This is a genomic window from Streptomyces sp. NPDC111656, assembly GCF_055656965.1.
Map to the genome: position 1 here is coordinate 66,683 of NZ_JBVKCA010000010.1, position 21,046 is coordinate 87,728.

Consider the following 21,046-nt stretch of genomic DNA (forward strand, 5'->3'; position numbering starts at 1 on the left):
GGGCCCCGATAACCGCCCGTCGCCCAGCCTTTTGCTTGCACGATGGTTCCTGACGCGGCGTCAGTTAAGTAATCTGACAGAGCGTCAGTTAATTGGCTGTCACACAGGAGCGGGCGGACCGATGCTTGGATCAACCCACGGCACCCTCACCACCGACTCCCGCCGGGCCCGCGTCATCGCCTGCGGCGAGCAGCCCTCACCCGTCGTGCACGGCCGCCCGGCCGACGTCGACGACCTGGACGTCAGCGGTCGTCCGCTGTACGCCGACGTACCCGATCTGGACCGCTTCTTCCGTCCCGAGTCCGTGGCCGTCGTCGGCGCCTCGGACGCCGAGGGCCGGCCGAACACCGGCATCACCCGGCAGCTGATCGCCTGGGCCGAGCGGGTCGGCGCCCGGCTGCACCCCGTGCACCCCACCCGTCAGTCCGTCTTCGGCATCCCCTGTTCCCCTTCCCTCGCCGACCTGCCCGAGCAGGTCGATCTGGCCGTGCTCCTCGTCGGCGACCCGCTCCCCGTGATCGGGGAACTGGCCGAGGCCAAGGTGAAGTTCGCCGTCGCCTTCGCCTCCGGATTCGCCGAGACCGGGGCCGAGGGCGCCGCCGCGCAGGCCCACCTCGCCGCCGCCGTCCGCCGCGCCGGCCTCCGGCTCCTCGGGCCCAACACCAACCTCAACGCCTTCGAGAAGTTCCGCGACGATCTCGACGGTCCCGCGATCGCCCTCATCACCCAGTCCGGACACCAGGGCCGGCCGGTGTTCGCGATGCAGGAGCTGGGCGTACGGCTCTCCCACTGGGCGCCCACCGGCAACGAGGCCGACCTCGAGACCGCCGACTTCATCTCCTACTTCTCCGAGCAGCCGGAGATCGGCGCGATCGCCTGCTACGTCGAGGGGCTGAAGGACGGACGCTCCTTTCTGCTCGCCGCCGACCGCGCCGCCCGCCGCGGAGTGCCCGTCGTCGCCGTCAAGGTCGGCCGCACCGAGACCGGCGCCCGCACCGCCGCCTCACACACCGGCAAGCTGACCGGCGCCGACACCGTGGTGGACGCGGCGATGCGGCAGTACGGCGTGATCCGCGTCGACGGGCTCGACGAACTCCAGGACACCGCCGCCCTGTTGGCCCGCTCCCGCGCCCCGCGGGCCGAGGGTGTCGTCGTCTATTCGATCTCGGGCGGCACGGGGGCGCACTTCGCCGACCTGGCGACGGCGGCGGGGCTGCCTCTGCCGCGTCTCTCCGCCCCCAAGCAGGCCGAGCTGCACCAGTGGATACCCGAGTACCTGAGCGTGACCAATCCCGTCGACAACGGCGGGCACCCGGTCGGCGACTGGCGCGGGCGGAAGATCATCGACGCGATCCTCGCCGACCCGGAGGTCGGCGTACTGATCTGTCCGATCACCGGGCCCTTTCCTCCCATGAGCGACAAGCTCGCGCAGGACCTGGTGGACGCGGCGGAACAGTCGGACAAGCTGGTGTGCGTGGTGTGGGGCTCGCCGGTCGGCACCGAGGCCGCGTACCGCGAGACGCTGCTCGGCTCGTCGAAGGTCGCCACCTTCCGGACCTTCGCCAACTGCATCACGGCCGTGCGCGCCTACCTGGACCACCACCGGTTCGTCGCCGCCTACCGCTCCCCCTTCGACGAGGCGCCCCGCACTCCCTCGCCGTCCTTCCGCAAGACGCAGGCGCTGATGCGGCCGGGGCAGCAGCTGAGCGAGCACGCGGCGAAGCAGCTGCTGCGCGCCTATGGGATCCGGGTGCCGCGCGAACAGTTGGTGACCAGCGCGGCGGCGGCCGTGCGCGCGGCGAGTCTCGTCGGCTACCCCGTGGTGATGAAGGCGTCCGGCGCCCAGATCGCCCACAAGACCGAACTGGGTCTGGTGAAGATCGGACTGACCTCCGCCAGCCAGGTCAGGGACGCCTACCGCGAGCTCACCGACATCGCGCGCTACGAGGGGATCTCGCTCGACGGGGTGCTGGTGTGCCAGATGGTCGAGCGGGGTGTGGAAATGGTCGTGGGCGTCACGCACGACCAGCTCTTCGGGCCGACCGTGACCGTCGGGCTTGGCGGCGTGCTCGTCGAGGTGCTGCGGGACGCGGCCGTCCGCGTGCCGCCGTTCGGCGAGGACCAAGCGCGGGGCATGCTCGGCGAGCTGCGCGGGCGGGCTCTTCTGGAGGGCGTGCGCGGGGGGCCGCCGGTGGATGTGGACGCGCTGATCGAGGTCGTCATGCGCGTACAGCGGATGGCGCTGGAACTCGGGGACGACATCGCCGAGCTCGACATCAACCCGCTGATGGTGCTGCCCAGGGGGCAGGGAGCGGTGGCGCTGGACGCGCTGGTCGTCTGCCGCTGAGCCCCGGCGCTCCCGCGCCCGCCGCGGCGCCGGCGCCGACCGCAGCCCCACCCCCAGCCGCACCATCCCCCGTAAAAACCGGAGCATCCCCATGACATCCTCCCCCGAGAAATCTGCCGAGAAATCTCCCGATCCCGTCGACTCATTGGTACTGCACGCCACTGACAATCACGTCTCGTGGATCACCCTCAACCGCCCCGAAGCCCTCAACGCCATCACCCCTGACCAGCGCGAACGCCTCATCCAGCACCTCTCCCACGCCTCCTCCGACCCGGACGTACGGGCCGTCGTGATCACGGCGACCGGCCGTGGCTTCTGCGCGGGCGCGGACCTGCGCGGGGGATCGTCGACCGGGAGGCCGCCGGCCGGGGAGCGGGTGGCCGGGGACGTGGCCCGCACGATCCGGCTCGGCGCCCAGCGTCTGATCGGCGCGGTCCTCGACTGCGAGAAGCCCGTGATCGCGGCGGTCAACGGCACCGCGGCAGGCCTCGGCGCCCACCTCGCCCTCGCCTGCGACCTCGTACTCGCCGCCGATTCCGCCAAGTTCATCGAGGTGTTCGTACGCCGCGGCCTGGTCCCCGACGGCGGCGGCGCGTACCTGCTGCCCCGGCTCATCGGCCCCCAGCGCGCCAAGGAACTGATGTTCTTCGGCGACGCCCTGGCGGCGGCGGACGCGGCGCGGCTGGGGCTCGTCAACAGGGTCGTACCACCGGACGATCTGGAGAAGACCGCCCGCGACTGGGCCGAGCGCCTGGCCACCGGCCCGACCCGCGCCCTCGCCCTCACCAAACAGCTGGTCAACGCCTCCCTCGACACCGACCGCACCACCGCCTTCGCCGCCGAAGCCGCCGCCCAGGAGATCAACATGACCACGACGGACGCGACGGAGGGCGTAGCCGCCTTCACGGAACGCCGAACCCCCCACTACCGGGGCCGCTGAGTCAGTCCCGCCCCTTCCTATCTGACACTCCGTCAGCTTCAATGGATGGTGTGATGGGACACGCAGGGATGGCGGCCGCCGCCGTCCGTTATCTCAGGTCGGCCGGGGCTTCCACCGTCGCGGGGCGGGTTGAGGCGCTGCCGCGGCCTGAGCTGCGCGCGGTGGGGGACGATGAGCGGGCGCCGGTCGATCAGGCGGCGTTTCGGCGGGTGTTGGGGAACTTCGCGACGGGTGTCACCGTCATCACCGCGCCGGGCGTCGAGGGCGAGGCGGGGGGCGGGGGACCGGCCGGGTTCGCCTGTCAGTCGTTCGCGTCGCTCTCGCTCGATCCGCCCCTGGTCTGCTTCATGGTGGGGCGTACGTCGGCGACCTGGCCGCGGATCGCCCGCGCGGGCGTGTTCTGTGTGAACATGCTGGGGGCGCACCAGGGCGCGCTGTGCCGCGGGTTCGCGGTGAGCGGGGCGGACAAGTTCGCCGGGGTCGTGTACGACGCGGCGCCCGTTTCCGGTTCGCCGCGTCTCGCGGGGGCCGCGGCCTGGGTCGACTGCACGATCCACGCGGTGCACACCGGTGGGGACCATCTGATCGTGGTGGGACGGGTGGACGCGCTCGGCGCGAGCGACGGTGACGACGTCGCGCCGCTGCTGTTCCACAAGGGGCGGTTCCTCTAGTTCGGTGGCAGGCCGCCCGGTCGGAGTGCCGAAGTCGTCAGGCGATCGCCGGTGTCGCGGGGGTGCCCGTCGCGGGGCGTCGTCGGATCACCAGTGCCATCAGGGCCGCCGCCGCGCACAGCGCGCCCGAGGCGTACCAGACCACGTCGTACGAGCCGAACGCGTCCCGCGCCACACCGCCGAGGAAGGCGACGAGGGCGGCGCCGACCTGGTGGGAGGCGAGGACCCAGCCGAAGACGATGGCGCTGTCCTCGCCGTACTGCTCGCGGCACAGGGCCAGGGTGGGCGGGACGGTGGCGACCCAGTCGAGGCCGTAGAAGACGATGAAGAAGATCATCGGGGGATGAACGGAGGGGGCGAGGAGCATGGGGAGGAAGAGGAGAGAGATGCCGCGCAGCGCGTAGTAGACGGCGAGCAGTCGGCGCGGTTCGAAGCGGTCGGTGAACCAGCCGGAGGCGACCGTTCCGACCACGTCGAAGACCCCGATGACCGCGAGCAGCGAGGCCGCAGCCGTGATGGGCATCCCGTGGTCGTGGGCCGCGGGCACGAAGTGCGTCTGGACCAAGCCGTTCGTCGAGGCGCCGCAGATCGCGAAGGTGCCGGCCAGCAGCCAGAACGGGCCGGTGCGGACGGCGGAGAGCAGGATCGTCACCGCGCGCCGGGCGGCGCCCTGCACGGGCGCGGGCTTCGGTACGAACTCCGCCGACCCGTACGGCTTCACGCCCACGTCCGCCGGGTGGTCCCGCAGCAGCAGCCATACGAAGGGGACGACCGCGAGCGCCGCGAGGGCCACCGTCACCGCGGCCGGGCGCCAGTCGTGCTGCGTGACGATCCAGGAGAGGAGCGGCAGGAAGATCAGCTGGCCGGACGCCGAGGCCGCCGTCAGGATGCCCGTGACCAGGCCCTTGCGCGCCGTGAACCAGCGGTTGGTGACCGTCGCCGCGAAGGCCAGCGCCATGGAACCGGACCCCAGGCCGACCAACAGGCCCCAGCAGAGCAGCAACTGCCAGGCCGCCGTCATCCACACGGTCAGACCGGAACCGAGCGCGATCACCATCAGGGCGACCGCCACCACCCGCCGGATGCCGAAGCGGTCCATCAGTGCCGCCGCGAACGGCGCCGTCAGCCCGTACAGCGCGAGGTTGATGGACACCGCCGCACCGATCGTGCCGCGCGACCAGTGGAACTCCTGGTGCAGCGGGTCGATCAGCAGACCCGGCAGCGAACGGAAGGCCGCCGCACCGATGATCGTCACGAAGGTGACGGCGGCGACGAACCAGGCGCGGTGGATGCGGACGCGTGGGGCGGCCGCGCGGGTCGCCTCGGTGGAGTCGGTCGGCTCGGTGGAGTCGGTCGGCTCGATCGAGTCGGTGGAGTCGGTCGGCTCGGTGGGGCGGGGGTCCTCCGCGGCTGCGGCGCCCCCCGGGGAGGCGGCATCGGTTGTCTGGGTCACGACATAGAGTTTCGGGCCTGCCACTCGCGCCAACGAGTGGCCCGAAGGACAGCATTCGCTAAGATCGGGCCATGGCCTCTCAGGGTACGCATCCTCGCCACCGCGTCGTCGTCCTCGCCCTCGACGGGCTGCTGCCCTTCGAGCTCGGCATCCCGCAGCGCATCTTCGGCAAGGCACGCGACACCGACGGGCGGCCGCTGTACGAGATCGTCACCTGCTCGGTCCGGCCGCCCGGCCCCGTCGAGACGGACGCCGACTTCGCCGTCCTCGTCGCGAACGGCCCCGAGGCCCTCGCCACCGCCGACACCGTCGTCATCCCCGCCTCCTACGAACTCGGCCCCGTCCACGAGGAAGGCATCCTCACCCCCGAACTGACCGCCGCCCTCGCCCACATCCGCCCCGGCACCCGCCTCGTCTCCATCTGCACCGGCAGCTACATCCTCGCCGCCGCGGGCTACCTCGACGAGCGCCCGGCCACCACCCACTGGATGCACGCCGAGCACTTCCAGCGGCTCTTCCCGAAGATCAAGGTCGACGCCGAAGTGCTCTTCGTCGACGACGGCGACGTCCTCACCTCCGCCGGCGTCGCCGCGGGAATCGACCTGTGCCTCCATCTCGTACGCCGTGACCACGGCACCGCCGTCGCCAACGACGTGGCCCGCCGCACCGTCGTACCCCCGCACCGCGACGGCGGGCAGGCGCAGTACATCCAGCGGCCGGTGCCGGAGCCGCAGGCGGCGACCACGACCGCCGCCCGCGCCTGGGCGCTGGCCCGCCTCCACGAGCCGATCCAGCTGCGCGACATGGCCGAACAGGAAGCCATGTCCGTACGCACCTTCACGCGCCGCTTCCGCGAGGAGGTCGGGGTCAGCCCCGGGCATTGGCTGACCCAGCAGCGCATCGAACGGGCCCGGCACCTGCTGGAGACCAGCGACCTGTCCATCGACCAGGTCGCGCGGGACGCCGGCTTCGGCACGGCCCAGTCGATGCGCCAGCACCTACAGGCGGTGCTCGGGGTCACCCCCACCGCGTATCGGCGCACCTTCCAGAGCTCCGGGGCCTCCACAGCCGAGGGCCTCGGCAGGGGTCCGGGTGAGAGGCTCGGTGAGGGATCGGGTGGGGGTGACGTCGCCCCTCTTGGGGCCGTGCGTTGAGCGCGGTCCGGTGGCGGGGGCCTCCGAACCCCCTAGAACGTCAGCACCGCCCGCGCCACCTTCCCCCCCTCCGCATCCTGCGCCGCCTTGTCGAAGTCCTCCACCGGGTAGGTCTGGGTGACCAGTTCGTCCAGGAGGAGGCGGCCTTCTCGGTAGAGGTCGGCGTACAGGGCGATGTCACGCTGGGGACGGGAGGAGCCGTATCGGCAGCCCAGGACGGACTTGTCGAGGTACATGGAGGAGACGAGGAAGGACGCCTCGGCCGTGGCCGGGGGTACGCCGAGCAGGACCGCCTGGCCGTGGCGGTCCAGCAGGTCGATGGCCTGGCGGATGAGTTCGACGCGGCCGACGCATTCGAAGGCGTGGTCCGCCCCCGTGGGAAGGATGTCCTTCACGGCCTCCGTCGACGTCAGGAAGTGCGTCGCGCCGAAGCGCCGGGCCACGGCCTCCTTCGCCGGGTTGGCGTCGACCGCGACGATCTTCAGGGCGCCCGCGATCCGCGCGCCCTGGAGAACGTTGAGCCCGATTCCGCCGGTGCCGATGACGAGGACGGTGTCCCCCCGGTCCACCCTCGCGCGGTTCAGGACCGCGCCCACTCCCGTCAGGACGCCGCATCCGATCAGCGCGGCGGACGGGAGGGGGATGTCCTTGGGGATGCGGACGGCCTGGACGGCCTTCACCACCGTCCGTTCCGCGAACGCGGAGTTGGACGCGAACTGGTACAGCGGCCGCCCGCCCCGCGCGAACGGCTGCCGCGGCATCCCGATCGCCTTGCGGCACATCGTCGGCCGCCCCCGGTCGCACTCCGCGCACGCCCCGCAGTTGGCGAGCGTGGAGAGCGCGACATGGTCGCCGGGGCGGACATGGCCGACGCCCGCGCCCACCGCCTCGACGACCCCCGCGCCCTCGTGTCCCAGGACCACGGGGACGGGAAAGGGGATCGTCCCGTCCACGACCGACAGGTCGCTGTGGCACAGCCCGGCCGCGGAGATCGCGACCTGCACCTCGCCGGGCCCCGGATCCCGTATCTCCAGGTCGTCCACGACCTGGGTCCGCTCGCCGTCGAAGATCACGCCTCGCATCGCGCCTCCCTCAACCCTTGGGTTCCCTCGGCAGACCGAGCACGCGCTCGGCGATGATCGTGCGCTGGATCTCGTCCGAGCCGCCGTAGATGGTGTCGGCCCGGCTGAACAGGAACAGGTGTTGAGAGGAGTCGAGTTCGTACGGGGCCACGGCCGACCAGTCGGCGGGGCCGGTCGCGGCTTCCGCACCCCGTACCCGTACCGCCAGTTCACCGAGCCGCTGGTGCCAGCGGCCCCACAGCAGCTTGGCGACGCTGGGCGCGCCCGCGTCGCCCGAACCGCCCAGCGTCCGCAGGGCGTTCCAGCGCATCGTGCGCAACTCCGCCCACTGGCGTACGAGGTGGTCGCGGACGACCGGGTCGGCCGCGGCGCCCGTGGCGACGGCCGTCTCGATCACCCGGCCCAGCTCCTGCGCGAACCCGATCTGCTGGGCCAGGGTCGAGACCCCTCGTTCGAAACCGAGGAGGCTCATGGCGACCTTCCAGCCGTCGCCCGCACCGCCGACCACGTGTTCGGCGCGGGCCACCGCCCCGTCGAAGAAGACCTCGTTGAACTCGCTCGTGCCGGTGAGCTGGCGGATCGGGCGGACCTCGACGCGGCCGGGCTGGTCCATCGGGACGAGAAGGAAGGACAGGCCGTGGTGGCGGGTCGACCCCGGTTCCGTACGGGCGAGGACGAAGCACCAGTCCGCCTCGTGGGCGAGCGAGGTCCAGATCTTCTGGCCGCTGACGCGGTACGTGTCACCGTCCCGTACCGCCGCCGTACGGATCCCCGCCAGGTCCGAGCCCGCGCCGGGCTCGCTGTATCCCTGACACCAGAGTTCCTCGCCGCGGGCGACCGGGGGCAGGAAGCGGTCCTTCTGTTCCGGGGTCCCGTGGGCGATGAGGGTGGGGGCGAGGAGCTTCTCGCCGATGTGGCCCGAGCGGGCCGGGGCCTTGGAACGGGCGTACTCCTCGGCCCAGACGACCTGTTGGGTCAAGCTCGCCCGCCGGTTGCCGTAGCCCTCCTCCGCCCAGCCCAGGCCGATCCAGCCGCCCCGGCCCAGTTCCCGTTCCCAGTCCTGGCGGACGACCGGCTCACCGACCGGGTGAGCGGTCAGCCAGTCCCGTGCCGTGCGCCGGAAGGCCTCGTCCTCGGCGTCGAATCCGAACTCCATGTGTCCCCCTCGCCCACGGCCCCAACAGAACAACGGCACTTCACGCGTTCAGCCGCACCTCACGCGTTCGGCCGCGCCTTGCGCGCCGCCGCCCGCGCCATCGCCTCCACCTGCTCCAGCAGGGGCATGGGGTCCACGCCCACGGTCCCCGGCAGGAAGTCCGCGATCCGCTCGGGAGTCCAGGGGCCGCCCTCCGCGTACCCGGCGCGCAGCTCCCGCGGCTGTGCCCACACCGCGATCTTCGGGCCGGCGATCGTGTAGACCTGCCCGGTGATGCGTTCCTCGCGGGCACGGTCGGAGAGGAGGTAGACCACCAGCGCGGCCACGTCCTCCGGTTCGCCGATCTCCTTGAGCTCCATGGGGACATTGGCCGACATGCGGGTACGGGCGACCGGTGCCACCGCGTTCGCCGTCACCCCGTACTTGTGCAGGCCCAGTGCCGCGCTGCGGACCAGCGAGATGATCCCGCCCTTCGCCGCGCTGTAGTTGGCCTGCGCGACCGAGCCCTGATGGTTGCCGCTGGTGAAGCCGATCAGCGTGCCCACGCCCTGCTTGCGCATGACCGCCGAGGCCGCACGGAAGACCGTGAACGTGCCCTTCAGATGGGTGGCGACGACGGGGTCCCACTCCTCCTCGGACATGTTGAAGAGCATCCGTTCACGCAGGATGCCGGCCACGCACACCACTCCGTCGATGCGCCCGTACGAGGTCAGCGCGGCGTCGACGACCCGCTGACCGCCGGCCATCGTGGAGATGTCGTCGGCCACCGCGACCGCTTCCCCGCCCGCCGCCTCGATCTCCTTGACCACGGCGTCGGCGATCGAACTCGTCGGCTCGGCGCCTTCGATGGACACCCCGTAGTCGTTGACGACGACCCGTGCGCCCTCGGCGGCCGCGGCGAGCGCGACGGCGCGGCCGATCCCGCGGCCCGCCCCCGTCACGGCGACGACCTTTCCTGCCAAGAAGTTCCCCACGTCCGGCCCCTTCCCGCAGTTTCTGACGGTCCGTTAGATTCGGTCTCCTCGGATTCTACGACCCGTCAGATACCCGGAGACAAGCCCCGCGGAGGACTCATGTCACTTCCGGTCGAGTTCCACGACATCGCCAAGCGCGTGAACAACTGGGGGCGTTGGGGCGCCGACGACGAGATCGGGACCCTGAACCTGATCACCGACGAGGTGGTACGAGAGGGCGTCGCCTGCGTCCGCACGGGGCGGCGTGTTCCGCTCGCGCTCCCGCTCCAGCAGGACGGGGTGCAGACCGGGATGATCCCCGGGCGAGTCAATCCGCTGCACGTCATGGTGCAGATCAACCAGGAGATCTTCGGTCCGGGAACGGTCGCGTGCAGCGACGACGCCGTGACCCTGGGGCTCCAGGCGGCGACCCACTGGGACGCGCTCACCCATGTCTCACACTCCGGGAAGCTCTACAACGGCCGCCCGGCCGGCACGGTCACCCCGCACGGCGGCGCCGAGTTCAGCGGCATCGACAAGCCCCGGCACATCGTCTCGCGGGGCGTCCTGCTCGACATCCCGCGCGCGCGGGGCGTCGACCGCCTCGACGGCGGGCACGCCGTGACCCCCGAAGACCTCGACGCGGCGGAGGAGTTGGCGGGCACGCGGGTGCGGTCCGGGGACATCGTGCTCGTACGGACCGGGCAGATCCAGATCTACCTGGCCGGCGACAAGCACGCGTACGGGTATCCGTCACCCGGGCTGTCGATCCGTACGCCCGAGTGGTTCCACGCGCGCGATGTCGCGGCCGTCGCGAACGACACTCTCACTTTTGAGATCTTCCCTCCCGAAATCGAGGACCTGTGGCTGCCCGTGCACGCGCTCGACCTGGTCGAGATGGGGATGCTGCAGGGCCAGAACTGGAATCTCGAAGAGTTGTCCACAGCCTGTGGACAAGAGAATCGCTATGCCTTCCTGCTGTCCGCGATGCCGGAACCCTTCGTGGGCGGCACGGGTACCCCCGTGGCACCGGTGGCCATCCTCTGAGGTCCTGGATGAGCCCCTCGGGGTCCCGAATGAGCGCCTGGAGTCCCTGGAATCCCTGGGGAACGGGTCGGCCGGCGGCCGGGGAAAGGGTCGGCTGGCGGCGCGCCACTGCGCGCCCCGAGCACGGCATCGCGCGCCGCCATCCGGTTCCGGCGTACCCGCCCCGCTCCCTCTGGCCCTGTAGGAGCCGACGCCGAATCACGACCCGCACTCGCCGAGGGCTCCCGTCACCGAAGCCCTCGTCGTCCCCTCGCGGCGAATCGCTGAACACAAGCGTGATCAAACGGACACGTCACGTCAACACCCGTTCGGGGAATTATCACTTACGCACCCTTTGCGAAGGCGCGCACGGAAGCACATCCCGGCGCACTCGGCCCCGACCCGGGCCGCGGAAACGGAACGCGTGCACAGATGCACGAACCGTGCTCCCGCACCGGAGGCACCAGAGGTACGGGAGCGGGTACGGACGCAGGCGCGGACTAGACCGCCTCGTACGCCTCGTACGCGAAGTCCTCATAGGGAGACGCCGCGTACGCGCCCCCCGCCCGGGCGCCCTGCGTACAGCGGTCGATCTCGCACCAGATGCTCTTGCCCGCACCCTCGGGGTTCCAGCCCCAGCGGTCCGCCAGGCCGTCGACCAACTCCAGGCCGCGGCCGTTGGTCTCGTCGCCCTCGGCGTGCCGGGGTACCGGGGGGCGGGCGCTGGAGTCGGCCACCTCCAGGCGAACGGTGCCGATGGGCTCACCGAGGACGCCCGGCAGGGACAGCCGCAGCACGGCCGGACAGCCGGTGTGCACCACGGCGTTGGTGACGAGTTCGGAGACGAGCAGGATCAGCGTCTCGGCGAGCGGTTCATCGACCCCTATCCCGGACCCGGCGAGCCTCGAACGGGCCCACCTCCGAGCTCGCCCCACCTCCGCGGGGTCGGGCCGGATCTCCAGCTGCACTTGAAGCACCTGCACCGCTCACACCATCCGAACCGGCGGACACATCGCCTCGCGCCTCACGAGGGCCACGATCGTGGCCATGACCTGCATGACCAGAACCAGGATCACGGAACGTGATTCCCTTGAGAGACAGCATGGTTGACGTACAGTCACCCCAACAAGCGCTTCGGGCATATTCCAGCGCGAAGGAGTACGCGTGCGGCATACTGTGCGACGCTCGCCACGGGGAGTCGAACAGGCAGTCGCGGGGGTCCGCACTGCCTTGCGAGCGGCGAGCATCGCCGGATCCGGCGCGGCCTCAGAGGCAACACCGGGATCGCTCGATCTCGGAACCACTCGCATCTCACACAAGGTACCCGAGCCCGCCGCCGACTCCAGGCCGTGACAAGTCACGCGTAGGACACAACCCGATATCAACGCTCCGTAATTCCGGTATGCCACGATCCGCGACATTCATCGCACCCCTTTCCGGACCGTGCCTGCACAGAGCCCTATCGGCCCACTCCGGACACCAGGTCGGCCGCCAACAACTCCTCACTCTCCGTAGCCTGTCCCGTACGTTGAGTCCGCGTCCAAGCCCGCTTCAGACACAGGTGGACGTCGGACTCCCAGGTGAAGCCCATGCCGCCGTGCACCTGGAGGCAGTCGCGGGCGCCGCGCACGGCGGCCTCGTCGGCGAGCAGCCGGGCCGCCGCGATGTCCACGGGGTCGGCCGTGACGGCGGCGGCGTAGACCGCGGCGCGCGCCAGTTCCACCCGCACCAGCATCTGCGCGCACAGGTGCTTGACCGCCTGGAAGGCCCCGATCGGCTGCCCGAACTGCTCGCGGGTCCGGGCGTGTTGCACGGCCGTCTCGCAGGCGCGGGCGGCGGTGCCGAGCTGTTCGGCCGCCGTGAAGAGCGAAGTGAGGGGAGCCGTGGGGAGTGCGCCGGTGGAACTCATGGGGCGCACGTCGGTGAGACCGGCTCCGCCGGATACGGGTACCCGGTGCAGCGGCGTCAGGGGGTCCACCGGCCGCAGCGGCTCGGCGCCGGTCGCGTCCCCGCGTACGACGTCCGCCTCGGCCAGCCACTCCACCAGGCCGCCGCCGTCGACGGCCGTCACCACGGTCTCTCCGGTGGCGGCCCCGTCCACCACGCCCGCCGCGAGGTGCGTGGCGATCAGCGGGCCGGGCAGCAGGACCCGCCCCGCCTCCTCGAAGGCGAGCACCGCCTCCGGGAGGCCGAGTCCGACGCCGCCGTCCGTCTCGGGCAGGCGCAGCGCGAAGAACCCGGCCTCGCCGAGCTCGCGCCACAGGGCCCGGTCGAGGCGCGGCCCCTCGTCCACGGCGGCGCGCAGCCGTTCCCGGCCGAACCGCGCCGCGAGCAGCTCGCGCACGCCCGTCTTCAAGGCTCGCTGGTCGTCCGTGAGTTGGAAGTCCACGGGGAAGTTCTCACCGTCCCTTCGGCAGGCCCAGGATCCGCTCGGCCACGATGTTGTGCTGGATCTGCGAGGTGCCGGCCGCGATGGTGTACGACAGGGAGCTGAGCCGGTCGAGGGTCCACTCCCTGCCCAGGTCCAGCGCCTCGGGCCCGAGAACCTCGGCGGCGGCGTCGTACAGCTCCTGCCGCGCGTGTGAGTACCTCAGTTTGAAGACCGAACCGCCGACCCCCGGCACTCCCCCGTTCCGCTGTGCCTCGCTCACGTTCCACTGCGTGAGGCGCCACAGCGCACGGAACTCCGCGTTGAGCCCGCCCAGCCGCCGCCGGAGTGCCGGATCGTCCCAGCGGCCGTTCTTCCGGGCCTCGCGCGCGACGTCCCCGAGCACCCGTCGGCAGGCCACGACCTCGCCCACGAAGGCGGTACCGCGCTCGTACGACAGGGTCACCATGGTCACGCGCCAGCCGTCGTTCTCGGCGCCGACCCGGTGGGAGACGGGCACCCGCACCTCGTCGAGGAAGACCTCCGCGAACTCGGTCGAGCCCGCGAGGGTGCGCAGTGGCCGGACGGTGATCCCGGGCGCGTCCATCGGCATCGCGAGCCACGAGATCCCGCGGTGTTTCGGGGCCGCCGGGTCGGTCCTGACCAGCAGCTCGCACCAGTCGGCGACCTCGGCGTGGGAGGTCCAGATCTTGGACCCGCTCACTACGTAGTCGTCGCCGTCCCGCCACGCGCGGGTGCGCAGTGCCGCGAGGTCCGAGCCGGCGTCCGGTTCGCTGAACCCCTGGCACCAGACCTCCTCGCCGCGCAGCACCGGCGGCAGCCAGCGCGCCCGCTGTGCGGGGGTCCCTTCGGAGGCGATGGTCGGCCCGGCGTGCAGTAGTCCGACGAAATTGGCCCCTACGTAGGGGGCGCCCGCCTTTTCCGTCTCCTCCAGGTAGATGAGGTGCTGGGTCGGCGTGGCGCCCCGGCCCCCGGCGTCGACGGGCCAGTGCAGCCCCGCGTACCCGGCGTCGTACAGCATCCGCTGCCACCCGAGGTCGTACGCCCGCCGGCCGGGCCAGTCGTCCGGGGACGGTTTCGGGGGCAGCGACGGGAGCACCTCGGCGAGCCACTCCCGCAGCCGCGCGCGGAACTCCTCCTCCTCGGGGGTGTACGTGAGGTCCATGGGCCCGCTACTTGTCGAGGTCCAGGTCGAGCATGCGGATGGCGTTCCCGCGCATCAGCTTGTAAATGGTCTCGTCGTCGAGGCCCTTCACATGGTCGAGGGCGACCTCCTTGGTGTGCGGGAAGGTCGAGTCGACGTGCGGGTAGTCGGTCTCGAAGGTCGCGTTGTCCCGTCCCACGACGTCCAGCGAGGCGACGCCGTGCTTGTCGCGGAAGAAGCAGCAGAAGATCTGCCGGTAGTAGTACGTCGAGGGCGGCTCCGGGATGAGGTCCCGGACGCCGCCCCAGGCGCGGTGCTCCTGCCAGACGTCGTCGGCGCGCTCCAGGGCGTACGGGATCCAGCCCATCTGCCCCTCCGAGTAGGCGAGTTTGAGGCGTGGGAACTTCACCAGCACCCCGCTGAAGAGGAAGTCCATCATCGAGGCCATCGCGTTGTTGAAGGACAGCGAGGCCTGTACGGCGGGCGGCGCGTCCGGGGACGCGGCGGGCATCTGCGACGAGGAACCGATGTGCATGTTCACGACCGTCCCCGTCTCCTGGCAGACCGCGAAGAACGGGTCCCAGTAGCCGGAGTGGATGGAGGGCAGGCCGAGGTGGGTGGGGATCTCGGAGAAGGTCACCGCCTTCACTCCGCGCGCGGCGTTGCGCCGGATCTCCGCGACCGCCAGTTCGATGCCCCACAGCGGGATGAGGCACAGCGGGATCAGCCGGCCGCCGCTGTCGCCGCACCACTCCTCGACCATCCAGTCGTTGTACGCGCGCACGCAGGCCAGGGCCACTTCCTTGTCGTGCGCCTCGGCGAACGTCTGCCCGCAGAAGCGGGGGAAGGTCGGGAAGCAGAGGCTTCCCTCGACGTGGTTGAGGTCCATGTCCTTGAGCCGCTCGACGGGGTCCCAGCAGCCGCGCCGCATCTCCGCGCGCGTGATGCCCTCCAGGGTCATCTCGTCGCGGTCGAAGCCGACGGCGGCGATGTTGCGCTTGTACGGGAACTTGAGGTCCTCGTAGATCCACCAGTCGGTGGGCGGGCCGTCCGGGTCCATCGTGATCTGGTACTTGCCGCCGACGTAGGCGAGTTCACCGATACCGGCCGTGAGGGGCTTGGGTCCCCGGTCCTGGTACTTCTTCGGCAGCCAGGTCTCGAAGAGGTGCGCGGGCTCGATCACATGGTCGTCGACGCTGATGATGCGGGGCAGTTCGGTCATGGTTCCCCTCCGTCTGACGTGCATATCTGATGGACCGTCAGATTCTCGTCTCCTCAGCAGGCTAGTCCCGCACCCCTGGACCGACAAGGCGCCGAGCCCTACGCTCTGCCCACGATCTGACTGCCCGTCAGCTCCATCACGGTCACAGGGGGCCGCCGCCGTGAACGACACCGCCCACGCACTGAGCGCATCCCGCACCCTCTGGGAACTGGTCGCCCGCCGGGCCGGCCTCACCCCCGACCGCCCGGTCCTCCTCCAGGGCGACCGCACCCTGAGCTTCGGCGAGTTGCGCGACCGCGCCGAACGGGTGGCGGCGGGCCTGTACGACCTGGGCGTACGCCCCGGCACGGTGGTCGCCTGGCAGTTGCCCACCCGTATCGAGACCGCCCTGCTGTCCTTCGCCCTGGCCCGCCTCGGCGCCGTGCAGTCCCCGGTGATCCCCTTCTACCGCGACCGAGAGGTCGGCTTCGCGCTCAGGGAGTCCAAGGCCGAGTACTTCGCCGTACCGGGCGAGTGGCGCGGGTTCGACCACACGGCGATGGCGCGGCGGCTCGGTGCGAAGGGTGTGTTCGAGGCGTACGACGTGCTGCCGGACGGCGACCCCGCCGTGCTGCCCGCTCCGCCCGCCGAGGGCACCTCGGTCCGCTGGATCTACTGGACCTCGGGGACGACGTCCGACCCCAAGGGGGTCCTCCACACGGACCGTTCGCTGATCGCGGGCGGGTCGTGTCTCGCCCACGCGCTGCGCCTTTCGGCCGCCGACGTGGGCTCGATGGCCTTCCCGTACGCACACATCGCCGGCCCCGACTACACGGTGATGCTGCTGCTGTACGGCTTCCCCGCGGTGATGTTCGAGCACTTCGCGCTGCCGGAGGCGCTGGCGGAGTACCGGCGGCACGGGGTGACGGTGGCGGGCGGTTCGACGGCGTTCTACTCGATGTTCCTCACCGAGCAGCGCAAGCGGCCCTCCGAGCCGGTCGTCCCCACGCTGCGGCTGCTGGCGGGCGGGGGCGCACCGAAGCCGCCCGAGGTGTACCACTCCGTCGTACGGGAGATGGGCGTGCAGCTCACCCACGGGTACGGGATGACCGAGGTCCCGATGATCACGATGGGGGCGCCGGACGACACGGCCGAGAACCTCGCGACGACGGAGGGCCGGCCGCCGGCGGGCATGGAGATACGGATCGTGGACGGCGAGGTACGGCTGCGTGGGGAGGCCGTCTGCCAGGGGTATCTGGACCCGTCGCAGACCGCCGAGGCCTTCGACGAGGACGGGTTCCTGATCACCGGTGACGTCGGTCGTCTGACGGAGAGCGGGCACCTCGTCCTCACCGGGCGCCTGAAGGACGTCATCATCCGCAAGGGCGAGAACATCTCGGCGAAGGAGATCGAGGACCTGCTGCACCGGCACCCGGCCGTCGGCGACGTCGCGGTGATCGGCCTCCCGGACGCCGACCGCGGCGAGCGGGTCTGCGCCGTGGTCGAACAGCCACCGGGCGCCGACGAACTGACGCTCGCCGTCGTGGTCTCCTACCTGCGCGAGGAGGGACTCTCCGTCCACAAACTCCCCGAGCAGTTGGAGGTGGTGGACGCCCTCCCCCGCAACGAGACACTCCGGAAGGTACTCAAGTACAAGCTCCGGGAGCGGTTTTCGGGGCGTGCCGGAGGTGCCGGGGCTGTAGGGCCGGACCCGGCACCGTGAAGACAACTGTGGAGCAGGTCTACTCCGGAACTTTGAATCCTCCCCCCCAACTGAAGCAGGGGATTCCTGGTTCACGCTGCTCGGTCGCTCAGCGAACGATCGAGTCTTCCACGATCAGCACCAGCCGGGTTGAAACCAGCCCGGGTTCCAGAAGTCTGGAGGCTTGCTGTGCCAGCTTGATTCTCGCTCAGCACATCGTGCGCGCTTGGTTCTCGCAACGCACGACACGCAGTTTACCCGAAACCTACTCCGGGACCGTGAAGTAGCGGGCGAACGAGGTGACGACCTCCGTTTCGCCGATCCGGCCGTCGGCGTCCGTGTCGAGCGCGGCGGCCGCCGCGGCCGCGACGCCGTCGGGCACGCCCAGGGCCCTGAGTACGCGGACGGCCTCCTCGACCGTGGCCGCGCCGTCCCCGTCCGTGTCCGCGACGGCGAGGGCCGCGTGCAGGAAGGGGCGGGCGATCTCCCCGAAGCGGTCGGGATTGTCGCGCAGCCGCTTCACGGCGCCGTTCACGAACTCTTCCCGGGTGATGCGCTGATCGCCGTCACGATCCGCTATCCCCGCCATGCCCTGCCAGAACGCCTCCGCGCCGACGTACAGGGCCTGACCCTTGTCCGACCGTGCCGCCGTATCGAACTCGGCGAGAACCGCCTTCGTCGCGGCGTTGAAGTCCTCCCGGTCGATGTAGCCGTTGCCGTCCTGGTCGAAGCCGGCGAAGCGGGCGGCAATCCTGCGCTCGTACTCGGTACTGACCATGGTCTTCTCGGACCGCCTCACAACTCAGCCGGACTCTCAGCCGGACTGCGGTTTCATCTGGCACGGAGCGTACGACGCCCGGGCAACCGGGGGTGCGGGAAAACGACGGTTGTGCCAAGACCGAGGGAATTCCCGGACAACTGTGTGGCGCGGGCTCACGCCGACAGCGGGCTCGACTCCTCGTCGACGGCCGAGACGACGTCCGGATAGACGTCGAAGAGTCGGCGCACGCCGAGGGCCCCGAGAACGCGGTTGACGTGGGAGCCGTCGGACGCGCCCCGGGCCGGCAGGATCAGCCGCAGGCGCCCCTGGCAGGAGCGGACCAGGCGGCGGGTCGCGATGAGGACGCCGACGCCGCTGGAGTCGCAGAAGAGGACCTCGGAGAGGTCCAGGACCAGGCTGTGGCGACCCTCCGCCACCGCCTCGTGCACCCGTCGGCGCAGCACCGGAGACGTCACGAGATCCATCTCGCCCGACACCCGGAGCACGGCCCACTCACCCCACTCGCCCCACTCGTCGTCGGTCACCTTGAGCGTCACCACAACGCCTCCCGCTCGCCTCGCCCGCCGAAAAAACGGAAGCACTTCTTACGCTTCCTTTCAGCGCGGCTGCCCCACCGTCGTTCCATGAAACACCGGTGAGCGATCGATGAAACGTCGGTCTACGGTCGAAAATGCTGGACGACCGAGCCGTTTCGGTCGTTCAGTGGTCACGTACGGTCCAATTCGATCGAATCCAAGGGGGGAAGCGATGGGCTTCTACCATCCGCACCCCGTCCAGGGGCGCACATTGACGTAAAGGGGCGTGCGCTGTCGGACGTGCCGACTACATTCGAGACAGCGATGCACACAGGCTGGACGGGGACACCGGCCGCCGACAGGTACGGACAGGGACGCAGGGACAGGCGCCGGGCAGGAGCAGAGTGAGGGGGCCGCATGGCGACGAAGGACGCACCGCCCCGCTGGGACCGCAAGATGCAGCAGCGGCTCGCACGCGGGGAGGCGGCCGCGCTCGGTGAGCTCTACGACCGGTTCGCCTCGCTCGTGCACGGCCTCGCGCACCGCGTCCTCGGCGACGAACGGGCCGCCGACACCATCACCCGCGAGGTGTTCGCCCACGTCTGGCAGAGTCCCGAGTCGTACGACCCCAAGCAGGGTCCCCTGCGTTCCTGGATCGCCACGCTGACCCACCGGCTCGCCGTGCAGCGACTGCGCGCCACCGAGACCGCCGCGCTCGCCCTGGACGGCGGCGGCACCACCGAGGAGTTGGAACGCAAGGTGCGCAGCGCCTCCGTCGCAGCCCGCGCGGACTACATCGTCACGTCCATGCCGACCCCACTGCGGGCCGCCCTGGAGCTGGCGTATTTCCAGCGCCGCGACTACCGCCAGGCCGCCGCCGACCTCGGCGTCACCGAGGACGAGGCCCGCCGCCGGCTCCGCCTCGGCCTGCAACTGCTGTCCACCGCCCACGACGCCGGGCTCTCCGGCACGCCGCCCGAATACGGAGGTGCGCGGTGAGCGGAGGAGCGGACCGGTTCGAGCCCTTCGACGAGCCCGTCGGCGAGCCTTTCGACAAGCCTCTCGACGAACACGGCGAACACGAGGAGCACAAGGAGCACGAGGAGCACGAGGCGAAAGAGCAGGGCGGTGAGGGGGACGGCGGGGACGGAGGCGGGCGCGCGCAGGAGGCGGCCGACCGGAGTTCCGGCGGGCCCCACGACGTCGACGGCAGTCATGGTGACGCCCCTGCCGGCGGCGGGAGTTCCGGGGGCAGCGGTGGGTTCACCGGCCCCGCCGGGTCGGGGCAGCCGCCGCGCATCCCCATGCCGCGTTCCTCCGTCGAGGACACCGGACTGCCGCTGCCGGAACCCGCGCCGCTCGTGCTGGAACACCGGGTGCTGAAGTCGTTGCTCGGCGCGTGGGCGCTGGCCGCCTGCTCGGCACAGGAGACGGCGGCGGTCGAGGAGCACCTCGGGGAGTGCGGTTCGTGCGCGGACGAGGCGCTGCGGCTGCGCGGGGCGGTCGGGCTGCTGCACCCGCCGGAGAGCCTCGATCTCGACCCGACGCTGCGCACCCGGGTCCTGGAGGGCTGCCTGGACCGGCGTCCGGCGCGTATCCCGGTGCCCGAGTGGGCGACGCCCTACGACGCGGAGGCCGCGCGGCTCGACGCGCTGTTGCAGGACATAGGAGACGCGGAGTGGCACGCGCCGGTGCGGCTGCGCTGGTTCGAGGGCGACGGGCCCGTGAGCCGGCGTACGACCGTGGCCGGGGTCATCGCGCATCTGCTCTCCGTGGACGGGCTGGTGGGGGTCGCGCTGGGCCTGGAGGACCCGCTCGGCGGCGCGACGGCCGAGAAGACCGAGGCGGAGGGTGCGGCTGCGGGCGCCCCGACCCCTTCGCAGCGCACCGAGGCGTACTGGCGTGCCTCGCACTTCCCGCCCACCCGGGCCGTGCGCGCGCCCTGGCGGGAGCAGAGCCACCACATCGTGCGTACGGTGTCGTTCGCGGGCGGAGGCTCCGGGCGACTCGCCGTGTCGTACGGCGGTTTCGCACTGCCGCTCAGCGACTCGATGCTGGATCGCGCCTTCGAGTGCTGGGTGCACGCGGGGGACATCGCGGACGCCGTGGACTATCCGTACGAGCCGCCCGCGCCACGTCATCTGCACCGGATGATCGACCTGGCGGCGCGGATGCTGCCCGTGTCGCTCGCCGAGCGGCGGCGGGCGGGGCTGTCGGCTCCGGCGCCCCGCCGACTCGTCGCCGCCGGGGCGCCCGGGCGCAGTCTGCGTCTGGAGATCGAGGGCTCCGGTGGGGGCCAGTGGCTGATCCCGCTCGACTCCCCGGCGAGCGTCGCCTCCGCCGAGCACGAGGTCGCGCATGTCGCGCTGGACGGGGTGGAGTTCTGTCGGCTGGCGGCGGGGCATGTGTCGCCGGAGGAAGCGGCGGCGGGTCAGGTGGGCGACCGCGAGGCCATCAGAGACGTACTCTTCGCCGCCGCGTCCCTGAGCCGGATGTAGACCGGCCGCCACCCCTCCGCGGCCGAAACGATCT

At 71.1% G+C, this 21,046-nt stretch carries 18 protein-coding genes; 8 read left to right on the top strand and 10 right to left on the bottom strand.

The genetic code is table 11. The features are described from left to right. Positions 1 to 121 precede the first annotated feature (121 nt). From ACZ7M3_RS27920 to ACZ7M3_RS27930, 3 genes are all read left to right on the top strand, one after another. Complete coding sequence (locus ACZ7M3_RS27920; protein WP_452968431.1) at positions 122 to 2,347, top strand: acetate--CoA ligase family protein; 2,226 nt, start codon at positions 122 to 124, stop codon at positions 2,345 to 2,347. 91 nt (positions 2,348 to 2,438) lie between these two features. Continuing rightward, the gene (locus ACZ7M3_RS27925) at positions 2,439 to 3,287 is read left to right on the top strand and encodes an enoyl-CoA hydratase/isomerase family protein (RefSeq protein ID WP_472066580.1); all 849 of its coding nucleotides are present in this window, start codon (positions 2,439 to 2,441) and stop codon (positions 3,285 to 3,287) included. A gap of 53 nt (positions 3,288 to 3,340) precedes the next feature. Then, positions 3,341 to 3,958: a flavin reductase family protein gene (locus ACZ7M3_RS27930; protein ID WP_472066582.1), complete on the top strand. Its 618-nt coding sequence runs from the start codon at positions 3,341 to 3,343 to the stop codon at positions 3,956 to 3,958. Between the two features lie 37 nt (positions 3,959 to 3,995). On the opposite strand, the gene ACZ7M3_RS27935 is transcribed toward ACZ7M3_RS27930, so the two are convergent. Then, complete coding sequence (locus ACZ7M3_RS27935; RefSeq protein WP_472066584.1) at positions 3,996 to 5,411, bottom strand: MFS transporter; 1,416 nt, start codon at positions 5,409 to 5,411, stop codon at positions 3,996 to 3,998. A gap of 71 nt (positions 5,412 to 5,482) precedes the next feature. On the opposite strand from ACZ7M3_RS27935, the gene ACZ7M3_RS27940 reads away from it, so the two are divergent. After that, a complete protein-coding gene (locus ACZ7M3_RS27940) occupies positions 5,483 to 6,565 on the top strand; it encodes a GlxA family transcriptional regulator (RefSeq protein WP_472066586.1) in 1,083 nt (360 codons plus the stop codon). Between the two features lie 32 nt (positions 6,566 to 6,597). Here ACZ7M3_RS27940 and ACZ7M3_RS27945 read toward each other — a convergent pair whose 3' ends face one another. The 3 genes from ACZ7M3_RS27945 to ACZ7M3_RS27955 are packed head-to-tail and all read right to left on the bottom strand — an operon-like array spanning position 6,598 to position 9,777. Next, positions 6,598 to 7,647, bottom strand: coding sequence for a Zn-dependent alcohol dehydrogenase (locus ACZ7M3_RS27945; protein ID WP_472066588.1), 1,050 nt, complete (start codon positions 7,645 to 7,647; stop codon positions 6,598 to 6,600). A gap of 10 nt (positions 7,648 to 7,657) precedes the next feature. After that, the gene (locus ACZ7M3_RS27950) at positions 7,658 to 8,803 is read right to left on the bottom strand and encodes an acyl-CoA dehydrogenase family protein (RefSeq protein ID WP_472066590.1); all 1,146 of its coding nucleotides are present in this window, start codon (positions 8,801 to 8,803) and stop codon (positions 7,658 to 7,660) included. Positions 8,804 to 8,862: 59 nt separating this feature from the next. After that, positions 8,863 to 9,777, bottom strand: coding sequence for an SDR family oxidoreductase (locus tag ACZ7M3_RS27955; protein WP_472066592.1), 915 nt, complete (start codon positions 9,775 to 9,777; stop codon positions 8,863 to 8,865). Positions 9,778 to 9,876: 99 nt separating this feature from the next. On the opposite strand from ACZ7M3_RS27955, the gene ACZ7M3_RS27960 reads away from it, so the two are divergent. Further along, the gene (locus ACZ7M3_RS27960; protein WP_472066594.1) at positions 9,877 to 10,803 is read left to right on the top strand and encodes a cyclase family protein; all 927 of its coding nucleotides are present in this window, start codon (positions 9,877 to 9,879) and stop codon (positions 10,801 to 10,803) included. Positions 10,804 to 11,282: 479 nt separating this feature from the next. Here the strand turns inward: ACZ7M3_RS27960 and ACZ7M3_RS27965 are convergent, their stop codons facing one another. From ACZ7M3_RS27965 to ACZ7M3_RS27980, 4 genes are all read right to left on the bottom strand, one after another. Beyond that, positions 11,283 to 11,765 (bottom strand): ATP-binding protein, encoded by a 483-nt coding sequence (locus ACZ7M3_RS27965; RefSeq protein ID WP_095854039.1) that lies wholly within the window; start codon positions 11,763 to 11,765, stop codon positions 11,283 to 11,285. A gap of 476 nt (positions 11,766 to 12,241) precedes the next feature. Then, the gene (locus ACZ7M3_RS27970; RefSeq protein ID WP_472066596.1) at positions 12,242 to 13,171 is read right to left on the bottom strand and encodes an acyl-CoA dehydrogenase family protein; all 930 of its coding nucleotides are present in this window, start codon (positions 13,169 to 13,171) and stop codon (positions 12,242 to 12,244) included. A 10-nt stretch (positions 13,172 to 13,181) separates the two neighbouring features. Further along, positions 13,182 to 14,336: an acyl-CoA dehydrogenase gene (locus ACZ7M3_RS27975; RefSeq protein ID WP_351534431.1), complete on the bottom strand. Its 1,155-nt coding sequence runs from the start codon at positions 14,334 to 14,336 to the stop codon at positions 13,182 to 13,184. 7 nt (positions 14,337 to 14,343) lie between these two features. After that, positions 14,344 to 15,537: an amidohydrolase family protein gene (locus ACZ7M3_RS27980; RefSeq protein ID WP_472066598.1), complete on the bottom strand. Its 1,194-nt coding sequence runs from the start codon at positions 15,535 to 15,537 to the stop codon at positions 14,344 to 14,346. Between the two features lie 160 nt (positions 15,538 to 15,697). Here ACZ7M3_RS27980 and ACZ7M3_RS27985 point away from each other — a divergent pair, with 160 nt between their 5' ends. After that, positions 15,698 to 17,239, top strand: a complete 1,542-nt coding sequence (locus tag ACZ7M3_RS27985) for a class I adenylate-forming enzyme family protein (RefSeq protein ID WP_472066600.1) — start codon at positions 15,698 to 15,700, stop codon at positions 17,237 to 17,239. Positions 17,240 to 17,483: 244 nt separating this feature from the next. Here the strand turns inward: ACZ7M3_RS27985 and ACZ7M3_RS27990 are convergent, their stop codons facing one another. Together ACZ7M3_RS27990 and ACZ7M3_RS27995 are read right to left on the bottom strand one after the other, a co-directional pair. After that, the gene (locus ACZ7M3_RS27990; RefSeq protein ID WP_351312598.1) at positions 17,484 to 17,996 is read right to left on the bottom strand and encodes an EF-hand domain-containing protein; all 513 of its coding nucleotides are present in this window, start codon (positions 17,994 to 17,996) and stop codon (positions 17,484 to 17,486) included. A gap of 155 nt (positions 17,997 to 18,151) precedes the next feature. Next, positions 18,152 to 18,535: an STAS domain-containing protein gene (locus ACZ7M3_RS27995; protein ID WP_472066602.1), complete on the bottom strand. Its 384-nt coding sequence runs from the start codon at positions 18,533 to 18,535 to the stop codon at positions 18,152 to 18,154. 396 nt (positions 18,536 to 18,931) lie between these two features. Here ACZ7M3_RS27995 and ACZ7M3_RS28000 point away from each other — a divergent pair, with 396 nt between their 5' ends. Both ACZ7M3_RS28000 and ACZ7M3_RS28005 read left to right on the top strand, forming a co-directional pair. Next, entirely contained in the window at positions 18,932 to 19,513 is a 582-nt protein-coding gene (locus ACZ7M3_RS28000) for a sigma-70 family RNA polymerase sigma factor (RefSeq protein WP_097225549.1), read from the top strand. Further along, positions 19,510 to 21,012 (top strand): maleylpyruvate isomerase N-terminal domain-containing protein, encoded by a 1,503-nt coding sequence (locus ACZ7M3_RS28005; RefSeq protein ID WP_472066604.1) that lies wholly within the window; start codon positions 19,510 to 19,512, stop codon positions 21,010 to 21,012. Before ACZ7M3_RS28000 ends, ACZ7M3_RS28005 begins: the two co-directional genes overlap by 4 nt. The last annotated feature ends 34 nt before the right edge of the window (positions 21,013 to 21,046 follow it).

Excerpts from the sequence above, each read along its gene's own strand:
- ACZ7M3_RS27920 (WP_452968431.1), top strand. The coding sequence starts at position 122 with ATGCTTGGATCAACCCACGGCACCCTCACCACCGACTCCCGCCGGGCC.
- ACZ7M3_RS27925 (WP_472066580.1), top strand. The coding sequence starts at position 2,439 with ATGACATCCTCCCCCGAGAAATCTGCCGAGAAATCTCCCGATCCCGTC.
- ACZ7M3_RS27930 (WP_472066582.1), top strand. The coding sequence starts at position 3,341 with ATGGGACACGCAGGGATGGCGGCCGCCGCCGTCCGTTATCTCAGGTCG.
- ACZ7M3_RS27940 (WP_472066586.1), top strand. The coding sequence starts at position 5,483 with ATGGCCTCTCAGGGTACGCATCCTCGCCACCGCGTCGTCGTCCTCGCC.
- ACZ7M3_RS27945 (WP_472066588.1), bottom strand. The coding sequence starts at position 7,647 with ATGCGAGGCGTGATCTTCGACGGCGAGCGGACCCAGGTCGTGGACGAC.
- ACZ7M3_RS27950 (WP_472066590.1), bottom strand. The coding sequence starts at position 8,803 with ATGGAGTTCGGATTCGACGCCGAGGACGAGGCCTTCCGGCGCACGGCA.
- ACZ7M3_RS27960 (WP_472066594.1), top strand. The coding sequence starts at position 9,877 with ATGTCACTTCCGGTCGAGTTCCACGACATCGCCAAGCGCGTGAACAAC.
- ACZ7M3_RS27975 (WP_351534431.1), bottom strand. The coding sequence starts at position 14,336 with ATGGACCTCACGTACACCCCCGAGGAGGAGGAGTTCCGCGCGCGGCTG.
- ACZ7M3_RS27980 (WP_472066598.1), bottom strand. The coding sequence starts at position 15,537 with ATGACCGAACTGCCCCGCATCATCAGCGTCGACGACCATGTGATCGAG.
- ACZ7M3_RS27990 (WP_351312598.1), bottom strand. The coding sequence starts at position 17,996 with ATGGTCAGTACCGAGTACGAGCGCAGGATTGCCGCCCGCTTCGCCGGC.
- ACZ7M3_RS28000 (WP_097225549.1), top strand. The coding sequence starts at position 18,932 with ATGGCGACGAAGGACGCACCGCCCCGCTGGGACCGCAAGATGCAGCAG.